Raw genomic sequence first — 14623 nt, forward strand, 5'->3', positions numbered from 1 at the left:
GGATTAACTTTAAATCAGGACAAGGCGACGAAGCCGCAGACAGTACAGATAGTACGGAACCGATTCACTTGGTGCTTCAGCACCTTAGAGAATCGTTCTCTTTGAGCTAAGGCGAGGCAACGCCGTAATAGTTTAAAGTTAATCCACTATACAAACTCAAAAATTCCCCGCCTCCCGCTTTAGAGCTTCGCAACAGCAGCCTCACAGCCACTCACTCATACACAATACCGGCAACCAATTCTTCTTCATTCAAATTGCCGTACTGCTGCTCCCAATCATGCGAAGCCTCAACCGTATCACACTCGCGCGCAAATACTTGCTGCTGCCCGTTCATATTTTCCAAAACCAAATTATTCAACTGCTCGCACTCTTGTGCCGAAACGCTGATATCAGATTGATGCGCTTGCGAATAGCTGAAAGGAAACGCCAAAAAACCCAATACAAAAGCAGTCAGAACCAACCAAGCATTTTTACGATAACGAGTCATTTTCACAGCCTCCAACAAAATCTAAAACACATTCAAATAAAACATAATTCAGTCTAAAAAATCAGATTAATCAGAATAAAGCATCAAAACTGAGATACAAATTAAAAATAAAAGTATTTTTAAACCGAAATTATTCGATTAATCTAACAATAAGCACATAATACTCAGAAAAAACAAAAACAGCAATACTTTTTCTTAGCTTGACTAATATTTTTCTTACAATTTGATAAAAACTAAGGTAAAATACACATTAATCATTCAAAGTGTATTAAAAATCACACTTAAACCAAAGGAACAACATGGATACCTTTAAAGACAGACTGGCTTTTCTATGGAAAGATGAAGCACGACAAGCCAAAATCGCGGCCGATATCGATATGACCATCGCCGGCTTCAGCCGCATCTGGAACGAGGGCGGATTACCCAAATCCGAAACCCTGAAAAAAATCAAACAGCTCAAAGGATGCAGCATAGACTGGCTTCTGACGGGAGAAGGAGAGCCGTTTCCCAATACCGAGCCGCCTAAAGCCACCGCTTACGACACTTTGGGCAATCCGGTCGATATTGACGAATTTATCTTCGTTCCGCGCTACGACATCCATGCCGCCGCAGGACACGGACAGCTTGTCGGCGATGAAAAACCCATGTTTACCATGGCATTCCGCCGTTACTGGATTGAAAACTACGTTACCCGCGACACCAAAAACCTGTCGGTCATTTCCGTCAAAGGCGACTCTATGGAAGGCGTCCTGAACGACGGGGATACCATCCTCATCAACCGCAGCGAAACCACCCCGCGCGATGGGTTATATGTTCTGCGTATCAATGAAAATCTTTTGGTGAAACGGCTGCAAGTCATACCCGGCGGCATCGTCAACGTTATCTCCGCCAACGAAGCCTATCCGGCCTTTGAAATCGATTTAAACAAAATGACCGAAGATGTTGCCATCATCGGCCGCGTGGAATGGTTTGGACGGATTATCTGATCTGCGTTGTATTCAGACGACCTGAATTCATGTTTTCCTATTTTTTAACAGGACGGACGGTGTAAAGGCTGTCCGCCTGCCTATTGAAATTTTTCGAGATTGCAGCCATGTAAGCGGTTGACAGATATTGCCGCCCGACCCGCAACACCCTCTTCTTGCTTCAAGAATCCGTTTGCGCGACAATACTGGCAATATTTATATAAAAGGAATCACATCATGTCAGACGAAAGCCCTATCATTTTTACAGAAAGCTGCTGCACCAAAGTAGCTGATTTAATTGCCGAAGAAAACAATCCCGACTTGAAACTGCGCGTATTCGTCAACGGCGGCGGCTGCTCAGGCTTCCAATACGGTTTTACCTTTGACGAAATCAAAAACGATGACGATTTTGAAATCCAAAAAAACGGGCTGACTTTCTTGGTCGATCCGATGAGCTATCAATATTTGGTCGGCGCGGAAATCGACTACACCGAAAGCCTGCAAGGTTCCCAATTCGTTATCCGCAATCCGAATGCGGAGACCACTTGCGGTTGCGGTTCTTCATTTTCCGTCTAATACACTGTTTTCTAAAAAAGGCCGTCTGTTCACTCAGGCGGCCTTTTAGATTGATATGCTTTCAAAGCAATAACATCTATCTTATAATTCATAGTTCCATTTGGTAATATTCATTAATATACTATAATCGGTCAGAATCGGGCATTTATACTATTTCAGCCGAATAAAATACCCTTTATCCTTCGGTTAAGACAAATAGACGAATAATAATCTATACTTTATAACAAAACCGACACTAAATACCTGCCTTCAAATAACAAAGCAGGATTTTATATCTCATGGGATCACAATGAAGAAACAAGATAAACTTTACGACGTTTATGTTTCTTATCCGCCGGATGTCGATCGCGAGCGCATCAACGCCTGCTTGTACGATAATCTGCAGGAAAAAGAAGCCGAAGATTTGGTTCAAGCGCTTGCCGAACGTCCGCAAGCCATTATTGCCGAGAACTGCACCCAAGACGAACGTGAAAACGCCCAACAATATTTCAATTATTTGGGATTGGATGTCATCGTCCGCCAATCGATGGAATTGGAGCTGGATCTCAGCGGCGAAGAACAGGAAGAAGCGGCTCCTGAAATCCGCCAGTGTCCCGTATGTTTGACCCTGATTGAGGATCACGAGGCGACGGAATGTCCCGTCTGCCATTTCCACCTTGCCAGCGCAACCGAGCAAATCATCCAGCGCAAGCGCATCGAATGGCAGGAACGGGTGGCGTTTGAGCATAAAAAACAAGCGGAAATCGCCCATAAGCTGCAAATCGAAAAAGAGCGTGAAGAAAAACTCCTGCGCAAACAAATCCGTTCGGAACTGGAAAGCAAACTCCGCCAAGAATTGGGTGAAGATCCCCAATTGGCTGCTTTGCAATCCAAAAAGAACACTTACATCCTGATCAGCGTATTGGGTATTCTTGCCATGTTCGGCTTGGTGGCTGCCGGATACCTTGCCGCCAAGTTCCTGTAAAACGGAAATAACGCGATAAAGTCGATTAAGTTTAAATTAGGACAAGGCGGCGAAACCGCAGACAGTACAAATCGTACGAAACCGATTTTTTAAGGTGCTTCAACACTTTAGAAAATGCCTCTCCGCGAGCTGAAGTGAGGGCAACACCCTACCAGTTTAAACTTGATGCACCCTCAATCTGCCTAGCTGCTCAAATAAGATGGATATAACAAAAGGTCGTCTGAAAACTGAACTGCACCCCAAAAGTTGGACACATCCCCTCCAACTCACAAGGTGCAGTTTTTTTATGAGCAAATATACATTACACTTCAAATACCAAGCCGTACTCCACTACCTGCATATACGCAGCCAACAACGTACCGCAGACCACTACGGCATTTCCCGAACCCACCTGAGACGATGGATACGCGCCTATCAAGAAGGCGGTATCGGCGCACTCGAACATCCCCAATCCAAAACCATGCCCCAACACCGCAAAAACCCCTTCATCGCAGATAAACCCGACCAAGAAAAAACACAGGCAGAGCTTATTGAAGAACTGTGCTATATGCGCGCAGAGGTCGCCTACCTAAAGGAGTTAAAAGCCCTCAGCCAAAAGCAGACCGCAAAGGACAAAGCCAAACCGTCCAAACACTGAGGGCGCAACACCCGCTCAAATACCTGCTGCACATCGCAAACCTGCCCAAAAGCAGCTTTTACTACCATCACCAAGACCGACCCGATCCCGAAGCAGCCGACAAAGCCCTCCTTGTCGAAACCTACCGGCGGCATAAAGGACGCTACGGACAAAGGCGCATTGCCGCAGCATTGGGTTGGAACCGCAAAAAAGTGGCGCGGTTGATGAAGCAGATGGAACTGAAAGCCCTCATACGGGCGAAAAAAGCCTACCGCCATCCCGCCATGGGCGAAATATCGGAACACCTCCTCAAACGCCGGTTCAAAGCCCGAAAGCCCAACGAAAAATGGCTGACCGACGTTACCGAACTCAAAGGGAAGGACGGCAAACTGTACCTCTCGCCAATCTTGGACTTGTTCAACCGCGAGATCGTCGCCTACGCCATGAGCCGCAGAGCCGACAGCGAAATGGTGAAGGAAATGCTCGAAAAAGCCGCCCCCCGTCTGACTGCTAAAGGAACGATGCTGCATTCGGACCAAGGCGTGCTGTACCGTACGTCGGGATATAGGGAATTGCTTGCGGAGTATTCCATGGTTCAAAGCATGTCGCGAAAGGCGAACTGTTGGGACAATGCGCCGATGGAAAGCTTCTTTGCGGTGTTAAAGACGGAGTGTTTCTATAACGCAGGTGAATTGACGGTAGATGAATTGATGAAGCAGATAGATGACTATATGGATTACTACAACCGGGAGCGTTGCAGTTTGAAATTGAAAAAGCTGAGTCCTGTCGCATACAGAACCCAGCTTGCACAGAGCGCCTGAATAGGCTTTTATGAGTGTCCAAGATTTGGGGGCCAGTTCAAACTTTCAGACGACCTTTTCCACATCCGTATCTCAAACGTGATGGATAACCAGCTTCTTGCCCTGATAGTCCAATACGTCCACATCCATATCAAACAAATCTTTAATATTTTCAGCGGTAAAGATGTCGTTCGGCGCGCCGGTCATGGCGACTTGTCCGTTTTTCATGGCGACGACGTGGTCGGCGTAGGCGGCGGCTTGGTTGATGTCGTGCAGGACGACGACGGTGGTGCGTTTGTGTTCGCGGGTCAGCCGCTGGAGCAGCTGCATGAGGGCGCGGGCGTGGTACATATCGAGGTTGTTGAGCGGTTCGTCCAAGAGGACGTAATCGGTGCTTTGGCAGAAGACCATGGCAATCATGGCGCGTTGGCGTTGTCCGCCGGAGAGTTCAGTCAGGTAGCGGTTGGCGAAGCTGTCCAGTTTGAACTCAGAAAGTGCGTTTTCGACGATGGCGAGGTCTTCGGGGGTCGGCCTGCCTTGGTGGTAGGGGTAACGCCCGAACATGAGCAGGTCGCGCACGGTAATGCGGCTCATGACGCTGTTTTCTTGGGTTAGGATGGAGAGCGTTTTTGCCAGCTCGGCGGTGGGCGTGGTCGAAACATCTTTGCCGGCGTAACTGATGCTACCCTGTTCCAGCGGGCGGAGGCGCGCCATGAAGGAGAGGAGCGTGGATTTGCCTGCGCCGTTTGGACCGATGAGCGCGGTGATGCCGCCTTCGGGGATGTCGAGGCTGACGTTGTTGAGGATGGGGTTGCCGCCGATGTGGAAGCTGACGTTGCGGATGGTAATCATGATGGGTGTGATGTGTGGATTTGTTTTCAGACGACCTCCGAACATGAGAGGTCGTCTGAAAAGGATGGGCTTCAGATTTCGCGAACGATGACGAATTGGGGATTGTCTGCCAAATCAATCAAGAAGGCTTTAACACGCGCCTGCCAGAGTTCGCCGAAACGTTTGAGTTCTTCTACGGTGGCGGTGCCGCTGACGGCTTTGGGCATGATGTCGCGCATTTCGGGGGCGAAGGGCTGCATGGCGGCGTTGAGGCTGACGGCGACGGTTTTGCCGTTGTCTTTGCGGCGCAGGGTCAGCGTGCCTTCGATGTCGGCATCGAAACTCAACAGGTTGCGACGGACGAAGCGTCCTTGCGGGCCGACGCCGCCGAAGCCGGTTTCGGGAGCGGCGCCGGTTAAGAGTTGGACGACGGATGCGGTAACGCCGACCGTGCCTTCGTCGCGCGCGCCCTGCATGGCGGCTTCGATTCCGCCGCGCTGCGGCAGGTCGCTGCCGTAAAGTGCTTTCAGGCCTTTAAGCGTCATGAGGTACGCGCCTGCGACGGTGGGGCAGGAGTGTCCGCACAGGCGGACGGCATCGGCGTAGCGATACTGCATGATGCCCTCCTCTGCCGCGCCGAGAAATTCGGCGAGCGCGTCTTGGACGGTCAGCGTCGGGGCTTGCTCGAAAAATTCGGGAAAGTGTTCTTGAGTCATACGGTATCCTTTTGCTTTAAAGAGGTCGTCTGAATCTGTTTTCAGACGACCTTTGTGCTTATTTCAACAGGGTGCGTTTATCGTTGATAAACATTTCGGCAATTTTACTTGAACCGAACGGGTTGAGGTGGTTGGTATCGAAATACACCGGCAGCCCGTCTATGAGTTTGTCCGCGGGGATGTACTGCATAAAGTCCACCCACTGCACGCCGCGGTGCTGCTTCACGATTTTTTCGACTTCGTCTTCAGACTTGGCGGAATCGCGGATTTCTGCCTTTTTATCCTCTGAAACATAATTGATGTCGATACCGAGCTTTTGTCTCAGATAATAACGCCGCAACGGCAACTGCCCGTCCATAGGCGTATCGGCCAAAACGTACACTTTTTTGCCCGCCTTCACCAAATCCTCCAGCATTGTGTTGAACCGTTCCAAAAATTCCGGTTTGGCGGTATGGAGGAACCAGCGTTGCGAAATGATGATGACAGGATAGTCTTTGGTTTTTTGTTCGATAAACCTGTTATATGGATTACAGCGGTCGGCGCGGCGGTCGCTGTCGGGCAGGACAAATCCGAACGCGGTGGCGCAGCTGTTGGACGTGATAACGTCTGCTGACCAGCCTTCTTTTTTGCCGACGATGTCGAGGAACGGGCTCAAATGGGCGGCATGCGAATCGCCGATGACCAAAACTTCAGGTTTTTGGTTTGCCGCGCCGACGGCGCAGTCGGTTTTGGTCAGCGTGTCCGCGCAAATTTTGCTTTCATCGGCCTTGTACAAACTGCTTTCAAACGCGGCGGGTTTGGCGGTCATCAGGTAGGTTGCCGCAGGAATCAGCAGCGCGAAATAAGCCGCCATGCTCCATTTGAATTTCGCCGTCGTAAAATTCTTCGCCTTCCGCGCCGGCGTTTCCACAAAATAATAAGACAACACCGACAACAGCAGCATGATGATGACTGCCAGCGCCGATGCGGCAAGCGGAAGCTGCGCGTCCATATAAATGTAGCGCATGAGCGCCAACACCACCCAGTGCCACAAATACAGCGAATACGAAATCAACCCGATAAACACCACCGGCTTGAGGCTCAACAGTTTGGACGTATTGAAACCTTCCTGCATCTGCAATGATTTGCCCGAATAAATCAAACCGCCGACCGCCAGACAGCAAAGCAGCCGTTCGATATTTCCCGCGCCGGGCAGGACGCCGTAGGGCAGCACCAGCGTGGCGGCGATGACCGCCATCATCAGCCATCCGAATAGCGGCGTACTGGCTTTATCGTTTTGTTCGGCAGGCGGAATGAAGGCAAAAAGCGAACCGACAAGCAGCTCATAAGCACGCACATGCGGCAGGAAATACGCCTCCATGCCCAAAGTCGGCAACAGCGCGGAAAACAGGCTGATGACAATCAGCAAAAGGATAAACGTCCGCACATTGCGCCGTTTGCTGATACGGAAAAACAAAATCAGCAACGCGGGGAAAATAAAGTAAAACTGTTCTTCCAACGACAGCGACCAAATGTGCTGCAACGGCTTTTCCGTCGCATCCGCATCAAAATAGCCGCCGCGGCGGGCAAAGAACAGGTTGGCGGCAAACAGCAAGGCATAGACGGCGGATTTGACGTATTGGCGCAAATCGAAAGACAAAAAGAAAATGGCGGCAACGACCGTCGTGCAAAGCAATACACAGGCAAAGACAGGCAAAATGCGTTTGGCGCGGCGTTTGTAAAACTCAAGAAACGAAAAACTGCCGTCGCGAATCTCGCGGCTGATAATGGTCGTGATCAAATATCCCGACAACACGAAAAACATATCCACGCCCAAAAAACCACCCGGCAGCCATTGGGGATCGATATGAAATATGATGACGGATAAAACGGCCAATGCCCGTATCCCGTCCAAATCAGGACGGTATTTCAACACTTTACTCATAGCACGCACCTTGATAGTGATGCTTAATATGAGTAAGAACCCGATATTTAGTTTCATTCACGCCGTCAAATCTAAGGACGTGCAAAACGAAATATCCCGTTTGGAAATAGTGGTTTACGCCATTCGAATTCAGGCTGGGAAAGTTTTCAGACGACCTATCGCTTGCGTTTCAGCACCAAATATAAAAACACCAGCCCGCCCGCAAATTCAACCACTACGCTCAACACCGCCTTCATGCCGAGCAGGTGTTCGAACACGGTTTGCCCGCCGACCAGCAGGATGCCGCCGACGCACACCGTCATCGGCAGCCGCACGCTATGGCGCACGCTCGGGGCAAAATGGTTGGCAAGCGCAGCAGCCAGAAGGCCGAAGAAGCTGACCGGCCCGACCACCGCCGTCGCCGTCGCCACGAGCGCGGCAATCCAAAGCAGCAGCCACAAAGTATTGCGCGTGTAGTTTATGCCCAAATTAATCGTTTGGTCGCGCCCCAAAAGATGGACGTCCAGACGGTGCCGCTCGCGCCAAACCACCACTGCGCTCGCCAGCAGAATCAGCGCGCCCACGCCCAAAAGCTCGCTGTGGATGGTATTGAAGTTCGCAAACATATTCGCCTGCGCCGCCGTAAATTCCTCCGGATCAATCATGCGCGTCAGCAGCGAAGAGAGGCTGCGGAACAAAATCCCGAAAATCACACCGATCAAAATCATGCGCGACAAATCGCGTCCGCTCTGCCGGATGAGCGTGTAAAACAAAAGCAGCGAGCCGCCCATCATCATCACCAGCTCAAAGCCGAACTTGCCCGTCAGCGGCAGCGACGTATAGCCCACCCCGCCCAAAGCAAACAGCAAAAGCGTTTGCAAAAACACATACAGCGAGTCGAAGCCCAAAATCGAAGGTGTAAGGATCGGGTTGTTCGTCAACGTTTGGAAAAGCTGGGTCGAAACCCCGACCGCATACGCCACCAGCAGCAAAGCCGCCAGCTTGGTCAGCCGCAACTGCAACACAAAATCCCAATCGCCTTGGATGTTCAAAGTCAGGAACAAGGTGCAACAAGCGAGCAGCAAGACAAACGCCGCCCACAGCGGACGGGAAGAACCCTGCATAAACGCAACCTTGTTCGAGCGAAGCGCGCTACGCTTGTTTTCAGACGACATGGGCAGGCTTCCTCAACAAAATCCACAAGAACAACACCGTACCCAACACACCGAACACGGTTGAGACCGGAATCTCAAACGGGAACACAATCACGCGTCCCAAAATATCGCACAAAAGCACCAGCGACGCGCCGAGCAAAGCCACCGCAGGCAGGCTTTGGCGCAGCTTGTCGCCCATTAGGCGGCTGATGATGTTCGGCACGACCAGCCCGATAAACGGAATATTGCCGACCGTTACCAACACCAGCGACGTAATCATCGCAATAATCACCAAGCCTACCCACAACACCACCGTCCGGTTCAGACCCAGATTCACGCTCACCGTCTCGCCCAAGCCCAAAATCGTCAGCTGGTCGGCAATCAAATACGCCGCCAACGCCAAGCCGCCCGTCAGCCACAGCAATTCGTAACGCCCCAACAGCACGCCCGAAAAATCGCCCTGCTGCCACACGCTCAACAACTGCATCATCTCAAACTCATACGCGATAAACGTCGTCACCGCCTCGATAACGCCGCCAAAAATAATCCCCACCAGCGGCACCATCAACTGCGCCGTCGGCGGCAAACGGCGTATCAGCATCATAAACACCAGCATGCCCGCCAACGCCGCCACGGCAGCAAATGCCATATTTACCCTTATGTCGGCGTTCGAAAACATCAACCTCATCGCCAACATGCCCAACGCCGCGCTCTGACTCGCCCCCACCATAGACGGCTCGACAAAACGGTTGCGCATCAAAATCTGCATAATCATCCCCGCCACCGCCATCGACGCTCCCGCCAGCACAATCGCAAACGTGCGCGGCAGGCGGCTGACCAGCATCAATTCCGTGCTGTCAGACAATGTCCAGTGAAACACATCCGCCCAGCGGAAATTGCCGACGCCCACAGACAGGCTGACGACAAACAGCACCACCAGCACAAAGCAGTTGATTAAATTTAAAGATAAAGGTTTGACGGACATAAGGGAAAAATAATTCAGATGGAAAAACAAACGCCATAAAGACGATATAGTGGATTAACTTTAAACCGGTACGGCGTTGCCTCGCCTTAGCTCAAAGAGAACGATTCTCTAAGGTGCTGAAGCACCAAGTGAATCGGTTCCGTACTATCTGTACTGCCTGCGGCTTCGTCGCCTTGTCCTGATTTAAAGTTAATCCACTACAACAAGGTCGTCTGAAAACAGACAGGGGCAGTTCGGGCAAAATTCAGACCGGCTTTCGCCCTAAAAAATCGTGCTAACGATACCATTTACTATAAAAATAAACAATATTTGCACAAATAATAACCATTCTTATACACCTCGTCTGAAAACACTTGCCCCATACAAAAAACGCCCCGACAGCCTTTTCAGACGACCTCCCACCCTGCCAACCACCCGCCCATCCAGCACCACTGCCCCGCCCGTCCGAAACGCGTTATACTTCCCAATTGACTGTCCGACCCACCCGCTTCAGGAGAACACCATGCCCGAACAAAACCGCATCCTCTGCCGCGAACTGAGCCTGCTCGCTTTCAATCGCCGCGTTTTGGCGCAGGCGCAGGATGAAAACGTACCGCTTTTGGAACGTTTGCGGTTTTTGTGCATCGTCTCTTCCAATCTCGACGAATTTTTCGAGGTACGCATGGCGTGGCTCAAACGTGCTCAAAAAATGAATCCGCACGAGCGTTTGGACAACGGCACCACGCCGTCCGAAACCATCGCCGCCGTCGCCGCCGAAGCACACGCGCTGATACAGGAGCAATACCGCCTGTTCAACGAAGTCTTGCAGCCCGAGTTGAGCAAACAAGGCATCCATTTTTACCGCCGCCGCAACTGGACGGCAGGACAACAGAAATGGATCGAGCAGTATTTCGACGCCGAACTGCTGCCCATCCTCACCCCCATCGGACTCGACCCGTCGCACCCCTTCCCGCGCCCGTTGAACAAATCGCTCAACTTCGCCGTCGAATTGGAAGGTACGGACGCGTTCGGCCGCCCTTCCGGCATGGCGATTGTGCAAGCCCCGCGCATCCTGCCGCGCGTCGTCCCCCTGCCCGCCGAATTGTGCGACGGCGGCAGCGGCTTCGTTTTCCTTTCCTCCATCCTGCACGCCCACGTCGGCAAACTCTTCCCAGGCATGACGGTCAAAGGCTGCCACCAGTTCCGCCTCACCCGCGACAGCGATCTGACCGTCGATGAAGAAGACCTTAAAAACCTGCGCGCCGCGATTCAAAACGAATTGCACGACCGCGAATACGGCGACGGCGTGCGCCTCGAAGTCGCCGACACCTGCCCGCCCCACATCCACGACTTCCTGCTCGCCCAGTTCAAACTCACCTCCGCCGAGCTTTACCAAGTCAAAGGCCCGGTCAACCTCGTGCGCCTCAATGCCGTGCCCGATTTGGTTGACCGTCCCGACCTCAAGTTTCCCGCACGCGGGGCAGGTCGTCTGAAAGCATTGCGCAAGAACGGCTCCATTTTCAAACTGGCGAAACAGTCGCCCATCCTGCTGCACCATCCGTATCAGTCCTTCGACCCCGTCGTCCACATGATACGCGAAGCCGCCGCCGACCCCGCCGTCCTCGCCGTCAAAATGACCATCTACCGCACCGGCAGCAATTCCGAACTCGTCCGCGCCCTGATGAAAGCCGCCCTTGCCGGTAAACAAGTAACCGTCGTCGTCGAACTCATGGCGCGTTTTGACGAAGCCAACAACGTCAATTGGGCGCAACAGCTTGAAAACGCAGGCGCACACGTCGTTTACGGCGTATTCGGCTACAAAATCCACGCCAAGATGGCACTCGTCATCCGCCGCGAAAACGGCGCGCTCAAACGCTACGCCCACCTCGGCACCGGCAACTACCATCAAGGCACATCGCGCATCTACACCGACTTCGGCATCATCACCGCCGACGACCAAATCACCGCCGACGTGAACACCCTCTTTATGGAAATCACAGGTTTGGGCAAACCGGGTCGTCTGAACAAGCTCTACCAAAGCCCGTTCACCCTGCACAAAATGGTCATCGACCGCATCGAGCGCGAAATCCAACACGCCAAAGCAGGCAAGCCCGCCCGCATCCGCGCCAAAATGAATTCGCTGATCGAACCGAGCATCATCGACGCCCTCTACCGCGCCAGCAGCGCAGGCGTGCAAATCGACCTCATCGTGCGCGGCATGTGTACCCTGCGCCCCGGTGTCAAAGGTCTGTCCGAAAACATCCGCGTCCGCTCCATCATCGGCAGACAGCTCGAACACTCCCGCGTGTACTGCTTCCACAACAACGGCGCAGACGACACCTTCATCTCCAGCGCAGACTGGATGGGGCGCAACTTCTTCCGCCGCATCGAAGTCGCCACCCCCATCACCACGCCCGAACTCAAAGCCCGCGTCATCCATGAAGGCATCGAAATGGCGCTGCAAGACAACACCCGCGCATGGCTGATGCAGCCCGACGGCAGCTACACCCGCGCCCAACCCGAAAACGGCGAACCCGCCTTCAGCCTGCAAGAAAGCTTGTGGGAAATGTACGGCAGATAAAGCGCGGCAACACAAAAGGTCGTCTGAAATTAGTTTTCAGACGACCTTTTGACTTAAGGCGACACAGGGCTTGCGATTAAATAGGGAATGAAACGAAAACGCTCACTCCGGATCGTCCGTAAACGCATTCGCCCGAAATATTGGTACAAACGTCAACAGATAAAGCACGAACACGGCAGCGGTCAGAATCGCGGGAACGGTGATGAAGAATATCGGATTCACGTTCATTAAAACAGCGCGCGAGACGGCGGCGGCGAAGAGGATGGGGACGGCGATGCGGCAGAGTTTGGGGTAGTCGAGTTTGGTAAAGCCGCTGTGCCACAGTCCGGCGGTCAGCCACACCATCATCACGCCGCCCATCATGCCGCCGAGGGTAATCAGGTGCAGGGGCGCGGAGGCGGGCAGGTTTTGCAGTTTCGCCGCGCCTGTCCACAGATAGCCTGCGGCGGCAAAAAGCTGGAGCAGGTAATAGGTACGGACGTAGTGTTTGCGCAAGAGTTCGTGATGGTGCAGTTCGCGCAGCTTGGCAAGCAGGATGAAACCGACGGCGAGCGCGGTAAAACCGGCGGTTTGCGCGGGCAGCCAAAGTTCGGCGGCGGCGTGCAGCAGCAGGAAGGTGATGGCGATGTTTTTATAGACGACGTTGGGAATGAATACGGGGTCTTTCAGACGGCATTCTTTAAGGGCTTCCGCACCCAGAAGGACGCTGACGCGGACGGATACGAACATGACCGCCGCCATGTTCAGATGCACTTGCGCGCGCAACAGGTTCAAATCGCCGCTGACGGCATAGGCCGTCTGAAAAACGGTGAACGCGGCAAGCAACATTAGCAGGGCAAAGTTGTCAGTATTGCGGTCGAGCCAAATCAGCCAAGCGCAGAACAGCAGCAACACCAGCCAATAGGCGGCAACGAAAAACGAAGCGGTTTGCGGCGCAAACGGCAGCAGGACGGATGCGGCAAGCAACAGCGCCGCCAAGACGGTGGCAACGGGTTTCAGACGACCTTTATAGCCCGTCCATTCGAGCATCGCAGCAGTCAGAAAACCGCCGTATGCCGCAGGCAGCATGAGTTCTAAGAAGATTTGGCGGTGCAGGACGATGGCGCCGGGGCTGATGAAAAACACCAACGCGCCGAGTATGGCAAGCACCGCCGCGCCGACGAAAAACGGCCGCATGGGGTGGGTGAAAAATTTATTCATGGCTTGGCTTGATTCTGCATGAAGATGCTTTCGGATATGGATTTATTGGGTGGACAGGGCTGTATCTTTTGCCAAAGAGGCAAGCCGCAAGGTTTGTCAGATACTCAAATGCCCGTATCATTCATATTATTGATATTATTGTTCGAATTGTATTATTTTCAATAATAATAAATAACCCTAAACCAATATAAATAACAGCCATTATCCAACGACTAAACTTCTCTACAATTTCACCAACACCTGAAATATTAGCCAATCTTTGTGCTGTATATACTAAAACAAAAATCAATATTAAAAATACAAGAAGAGTAACTAATAAGTCGACAAGATCTAAAGTCACAAAGTAAGGAACAAAAAGTCCAATATTATCTGCACCACAACTAGCAACTGTAACCAAAGCAACAATACCGACTAATTTTGACAACCCTTTTTCATCCAATTCTTTTTTAGCTCTTTTTTCGCCCTCACAATCGTCGTAAATAGCAACTTTAATACCTAAGTAAATCGGTATTAAACCTAATAAACCCAACACCCATTTTTCCGGAACATAATTCAAAACAAAAGCTAGAAATAAACTAACTAATATTAAAATTACAGAACCTAAATATTGTCCGATATAAATATCTCGATATTCTTTTCTAGTATTTGCTCTAGCAAAAAATATTAATAGTATTACCAACAAATCTACTGCTGTAGCAATATATAAAACAGCAGCAGTAATCACAGTCGAAAACATAAAGCACCTCATAATGAATCCCCTGCCCCTTGGCACCACGGCTTTTTCAAAAACCGAATCGCGTTCGGATAACAGATTCGTATCTTTCGCTAAAGAAGCAAGCCTGCGGCTTGCTTACCCTCTCCCTAGC

At 51.6% G+C, this 14623-nt stretch carries 14 protein-coding genes; 6 read left to right on the top strand and 8 right to left on the bottom strand.

Features of this window, described 5'->3' with window-relative positions:
• Nucleotides 1-211 precede the first annotated feature (211 nt).
• Complete coding sequence (locus MON40_RS12330; RefSeq protein ID WP_003758370.1) at nt 212-487, bottom strand: hypothetical protein; 276 nt, start codon at nt 485-487, stop codon at nt 212-214.
• Nucleotides 488-786: 299 nt separating this feature from the next.
• On the opposite strand from MON40_RS12330, the gene MON40_RS12335 reads away from it, so the two are divergent.
• From MON40_RS12335 to MON40_RS12355, 5 genes are all read left to right on the top strand, one after another.
• Nucleotides 787-1473 carry a S24 family peptidase gene (locus MON40_RS12335; RefSeq protein WP_003758368.1) on the top strand — a complete coding sequence of 229 codons (687 nt, stop codon included), beginning with the start codon at nt 787-789 and terminating at the stop codon, nt 1471-1473.
• Between the two features lie 216 nt (nt 1474-1689).
• Nucleotides 1690-2028, top strand: a complete 339-nt coding sequence (gene erpA, locus MON40_RS12340) for an iron-sulfur cluster insertion protein ErpA (protein WP_003758366.1) — start codon at nt 1690-1692, stop codon at nt 2026-2028.
• 289 nt (nt 2029-2317) lie between these two features.
• Nucleotides 2318-2992 (top strand): hypothetical protein, encoded by a 675-nt coding sequence (locus MON40_RS12345; protein ID WP_003776023.1) that lies wholly within the window; start codon nt 2318-2320, stop codon nt 2990-2992.
• 286 nt (nt 2993-3278) lie between these two features.
• A complete protein-coding gene (locus tag MON40_RS12350) occupies nt 3279-3629 on the top strand; it encodes a helix-turn-helix domain-containing protein (protein ID WP_003756620.1) in 351 nt (116 codons plus the stop codon).
• Nucleotides 3533-4429: an IS3 family transposase gene (locus tag MON40_RS12355; protein ID WP_242925846.1), complete on the top strand. Its 897-nt coding sequence runs from the start codon at nt 3533-3535 to the stop codon at nt 4427-4429. The genes MON40_RS12350 and MON40_RS12355 overlap by 97 nt, the downstream gene beginning before the upstream one ends.
• Nucleotides 4430-4501: 72 nt before the next feature.
• On the opposite strand, the gene MON40_RS12360 is transcribed toward MON40_RS12355, so the two are convergent.
• From MON40_RS12360 to MON40_RS12380, 5 genes are all read right to left on the bottom strand, one after another.
• The gene (locus tag MON40_RS12360; protein ID WP_039862830.1) at nt 4502-5260 is read right to left on the bottom strand and encodes an iron ABC transporter ATP-binding protein; all 759 of its coding nucleotides are present in this window, start codon (nt 5258-5260) and stop codon (nt 4502-4504) included.
• Nucleotides 5261-5331: 71 nt separating this feature from the next.
• Complete coding sequence (locus MON40_RS12365; RefSeq protein ID WP_003776021.1) at nt 5332-5955, bottom strand: FmdE family protein; 624 nt, start codon at nt 5953-5955, stop codon at nt 5332-5334.
• Nucleotides 5956-6013: 58 nt separating this feature from the next.
• Nucleotides 6014-7879 carry an acyltransferase family protein gene (locus MON40_RS12370; RefSeq protein WP_039862693.1) on the bottom strand — a complete coding sequence of 622 codons (1866 nt, stop codon included), beginning with the start codon at nt 7877-7879 and terminating at the stop codon, nt 6014-6016.
• Nucleotides 7880-8034: 155 nt separating this feature from the next.
• Nucleotides 8035-9033, bottom strand: coding sequence for an iron chelate uptake ABC transporter family permease subunit (locus tag MON40_RS12375; RefSeq protein ID WP_003776019.1), 999 nt, complete (start codon nt 9031-9033; stop codon nt 8035-8037).
• Entirely contained in the window at nt 9023-9997 is a 975-nt protein-coding gene (locus MON40_RS12380) for an ABC transporter permease (protein ID WP_003776017.1), read from the bottom strand. The genes MON40_RS12375 and MON40_RS12380 overlap by 11 nt, the downstream gene beginning before the upstream one ends.
• Before the next feature lie 502 nt (nt 9998-10499).
• Between MON40_RS12380 and ppk1 the strand changes: the two genes are divergently transcribed.
• Nucleotides 10500-12557, top strand: coding sequence for a polyphosphate kinase 1 (gene ppk1, locus MON40_RS12385; protein ID WP_039862692.1), 2058 nt, complete (start codon nt 10500-10502; stop codon nt 12555-12557).
• A 102-nt stretch (nt 12558-12659) separates the two neighbouring features.
• Here the strand turns inward: ppk1 and MON40_RS12390 are convergent, their stop codons facing one another.
• Nucleotides 12660-13757 (bottom strand): NnrS family protein, encoded by a 1098-nt coding sequence (locus tag MON40_RS12390; RefSeq protein ID WP_003776014.1) that lies wholly within the window; start codon nt 13755-13757, stop codon nt 12660-12662.
• A gap of 121 nt (nt 13758-13878) precedes the next feature.
• Nucleotides 13879-14493, bottom strand: coding sequence for a CadD family cadmium resistance transporter (locus MON40_RS12395; protein WP_003703682.1), 615 nt, complete (start codon nt 14491-14493; stop codon nt 13879-13881).
• Nucleotides 14494-14623: the final 130 nt, after the last annotated feature.

Origin of the sequence: Neisseria macacae ATCC 33926 (genome assembly GCF_022749495.1) — a bacterium.
Taxonomy (GTDB): domain Bacteria; phylum Pseudomonadota; class Gammaproteobacteria; order Burkholderiales; family Neisseriaceae; genus Neisseria; species Neisseria macacae.

Coding starts and splice junctions, on each gene's coding strand:
- MON40_RS12330 (WP_003758370.1), bottom strand. CDS start 487: ATGACTCGTTATCGTAAAAATGCTTGGTTGGTTCTGACTGCTTTTGTA.
- MON40_RS12335 (WP_003758368.1), top strand. CDS start 787: ATGGATACCTTTAAAGACAGACTGGCTTTTCTATGGAAAGATGAAGCA.
- erpA (WP_003758366.1), top strand. CDS start 1,690: ATGTCAGACGAAAGCCCTATCATTTTTACAGAAAGCTGCTGCACCAAA.
- MON40_RS12345 (WP_003776023.1), top strand. CDS start 2,318: ATGAAGAAACAAGATAAACTTTACGACGTTTATGTTTCTTATCCGCCG.
- MON40_RS12350 (WP_003756620.1), top strand. CDS start 3,279: ATGAGCAAATATACATTACACTTCAAATACCAAGCCGTACTCCACTAC.
- MON40_RS12360 (WP_039862830.1), bottom strand. CDS start 5,260: ATGATTACCATCCGCAACGTCAGCTTCCACATCGGCGGCAACCCCATC.
- MON40_RS12365 (WP_003776021.1), bottom strand. CDS start 5,955: ATGACTCAAGAACACTTTCCCGAATTTTTCGAGCAAGCCCCGACGCTG.
- MON40_RS12370 (WP_039862693.1), bottom strand. CDS start 7,879: ATGAGTAAAGTGTTGAAATACCGTCCTGATTTGGACGGGATACGGGCA.
- MON40_RS12375 (WP_003776019.1), bottom strand. CDS start 9,033: ATGTCGTCTGAAAACAAGCGTAGCGCGCTTCGCTCGAACAAGGTTGCG.
- MON40_RS12380 (WP_003776017.1), bottom strand. CDS start 9,997: ATGTCCGTCAAACCTTTATCTTTAAATTTAATCAACTGCTTTGTGCTG.
- ppk1 (WP_039862692.1), top strand. CDS start 10,500: ATGCCCGAACAAAACCGCATCCTCTGCCGCGAACTGAGCCTGCTCGCT.
- MON40_RS12390 (WP_003776014.1), bottom strand. CDS start 13,757: ATGAATAAATTTTTCACCCACCCCATGCGGCCGTTTTTCGTCGGCGCG.
- MON40_RS12395 (WP_003703682.1), bottom strand. CDS start 14,493: ATGTTTTCGACTGTGATTACTGCTGCTGTTTTATATATTGCTACAGCA.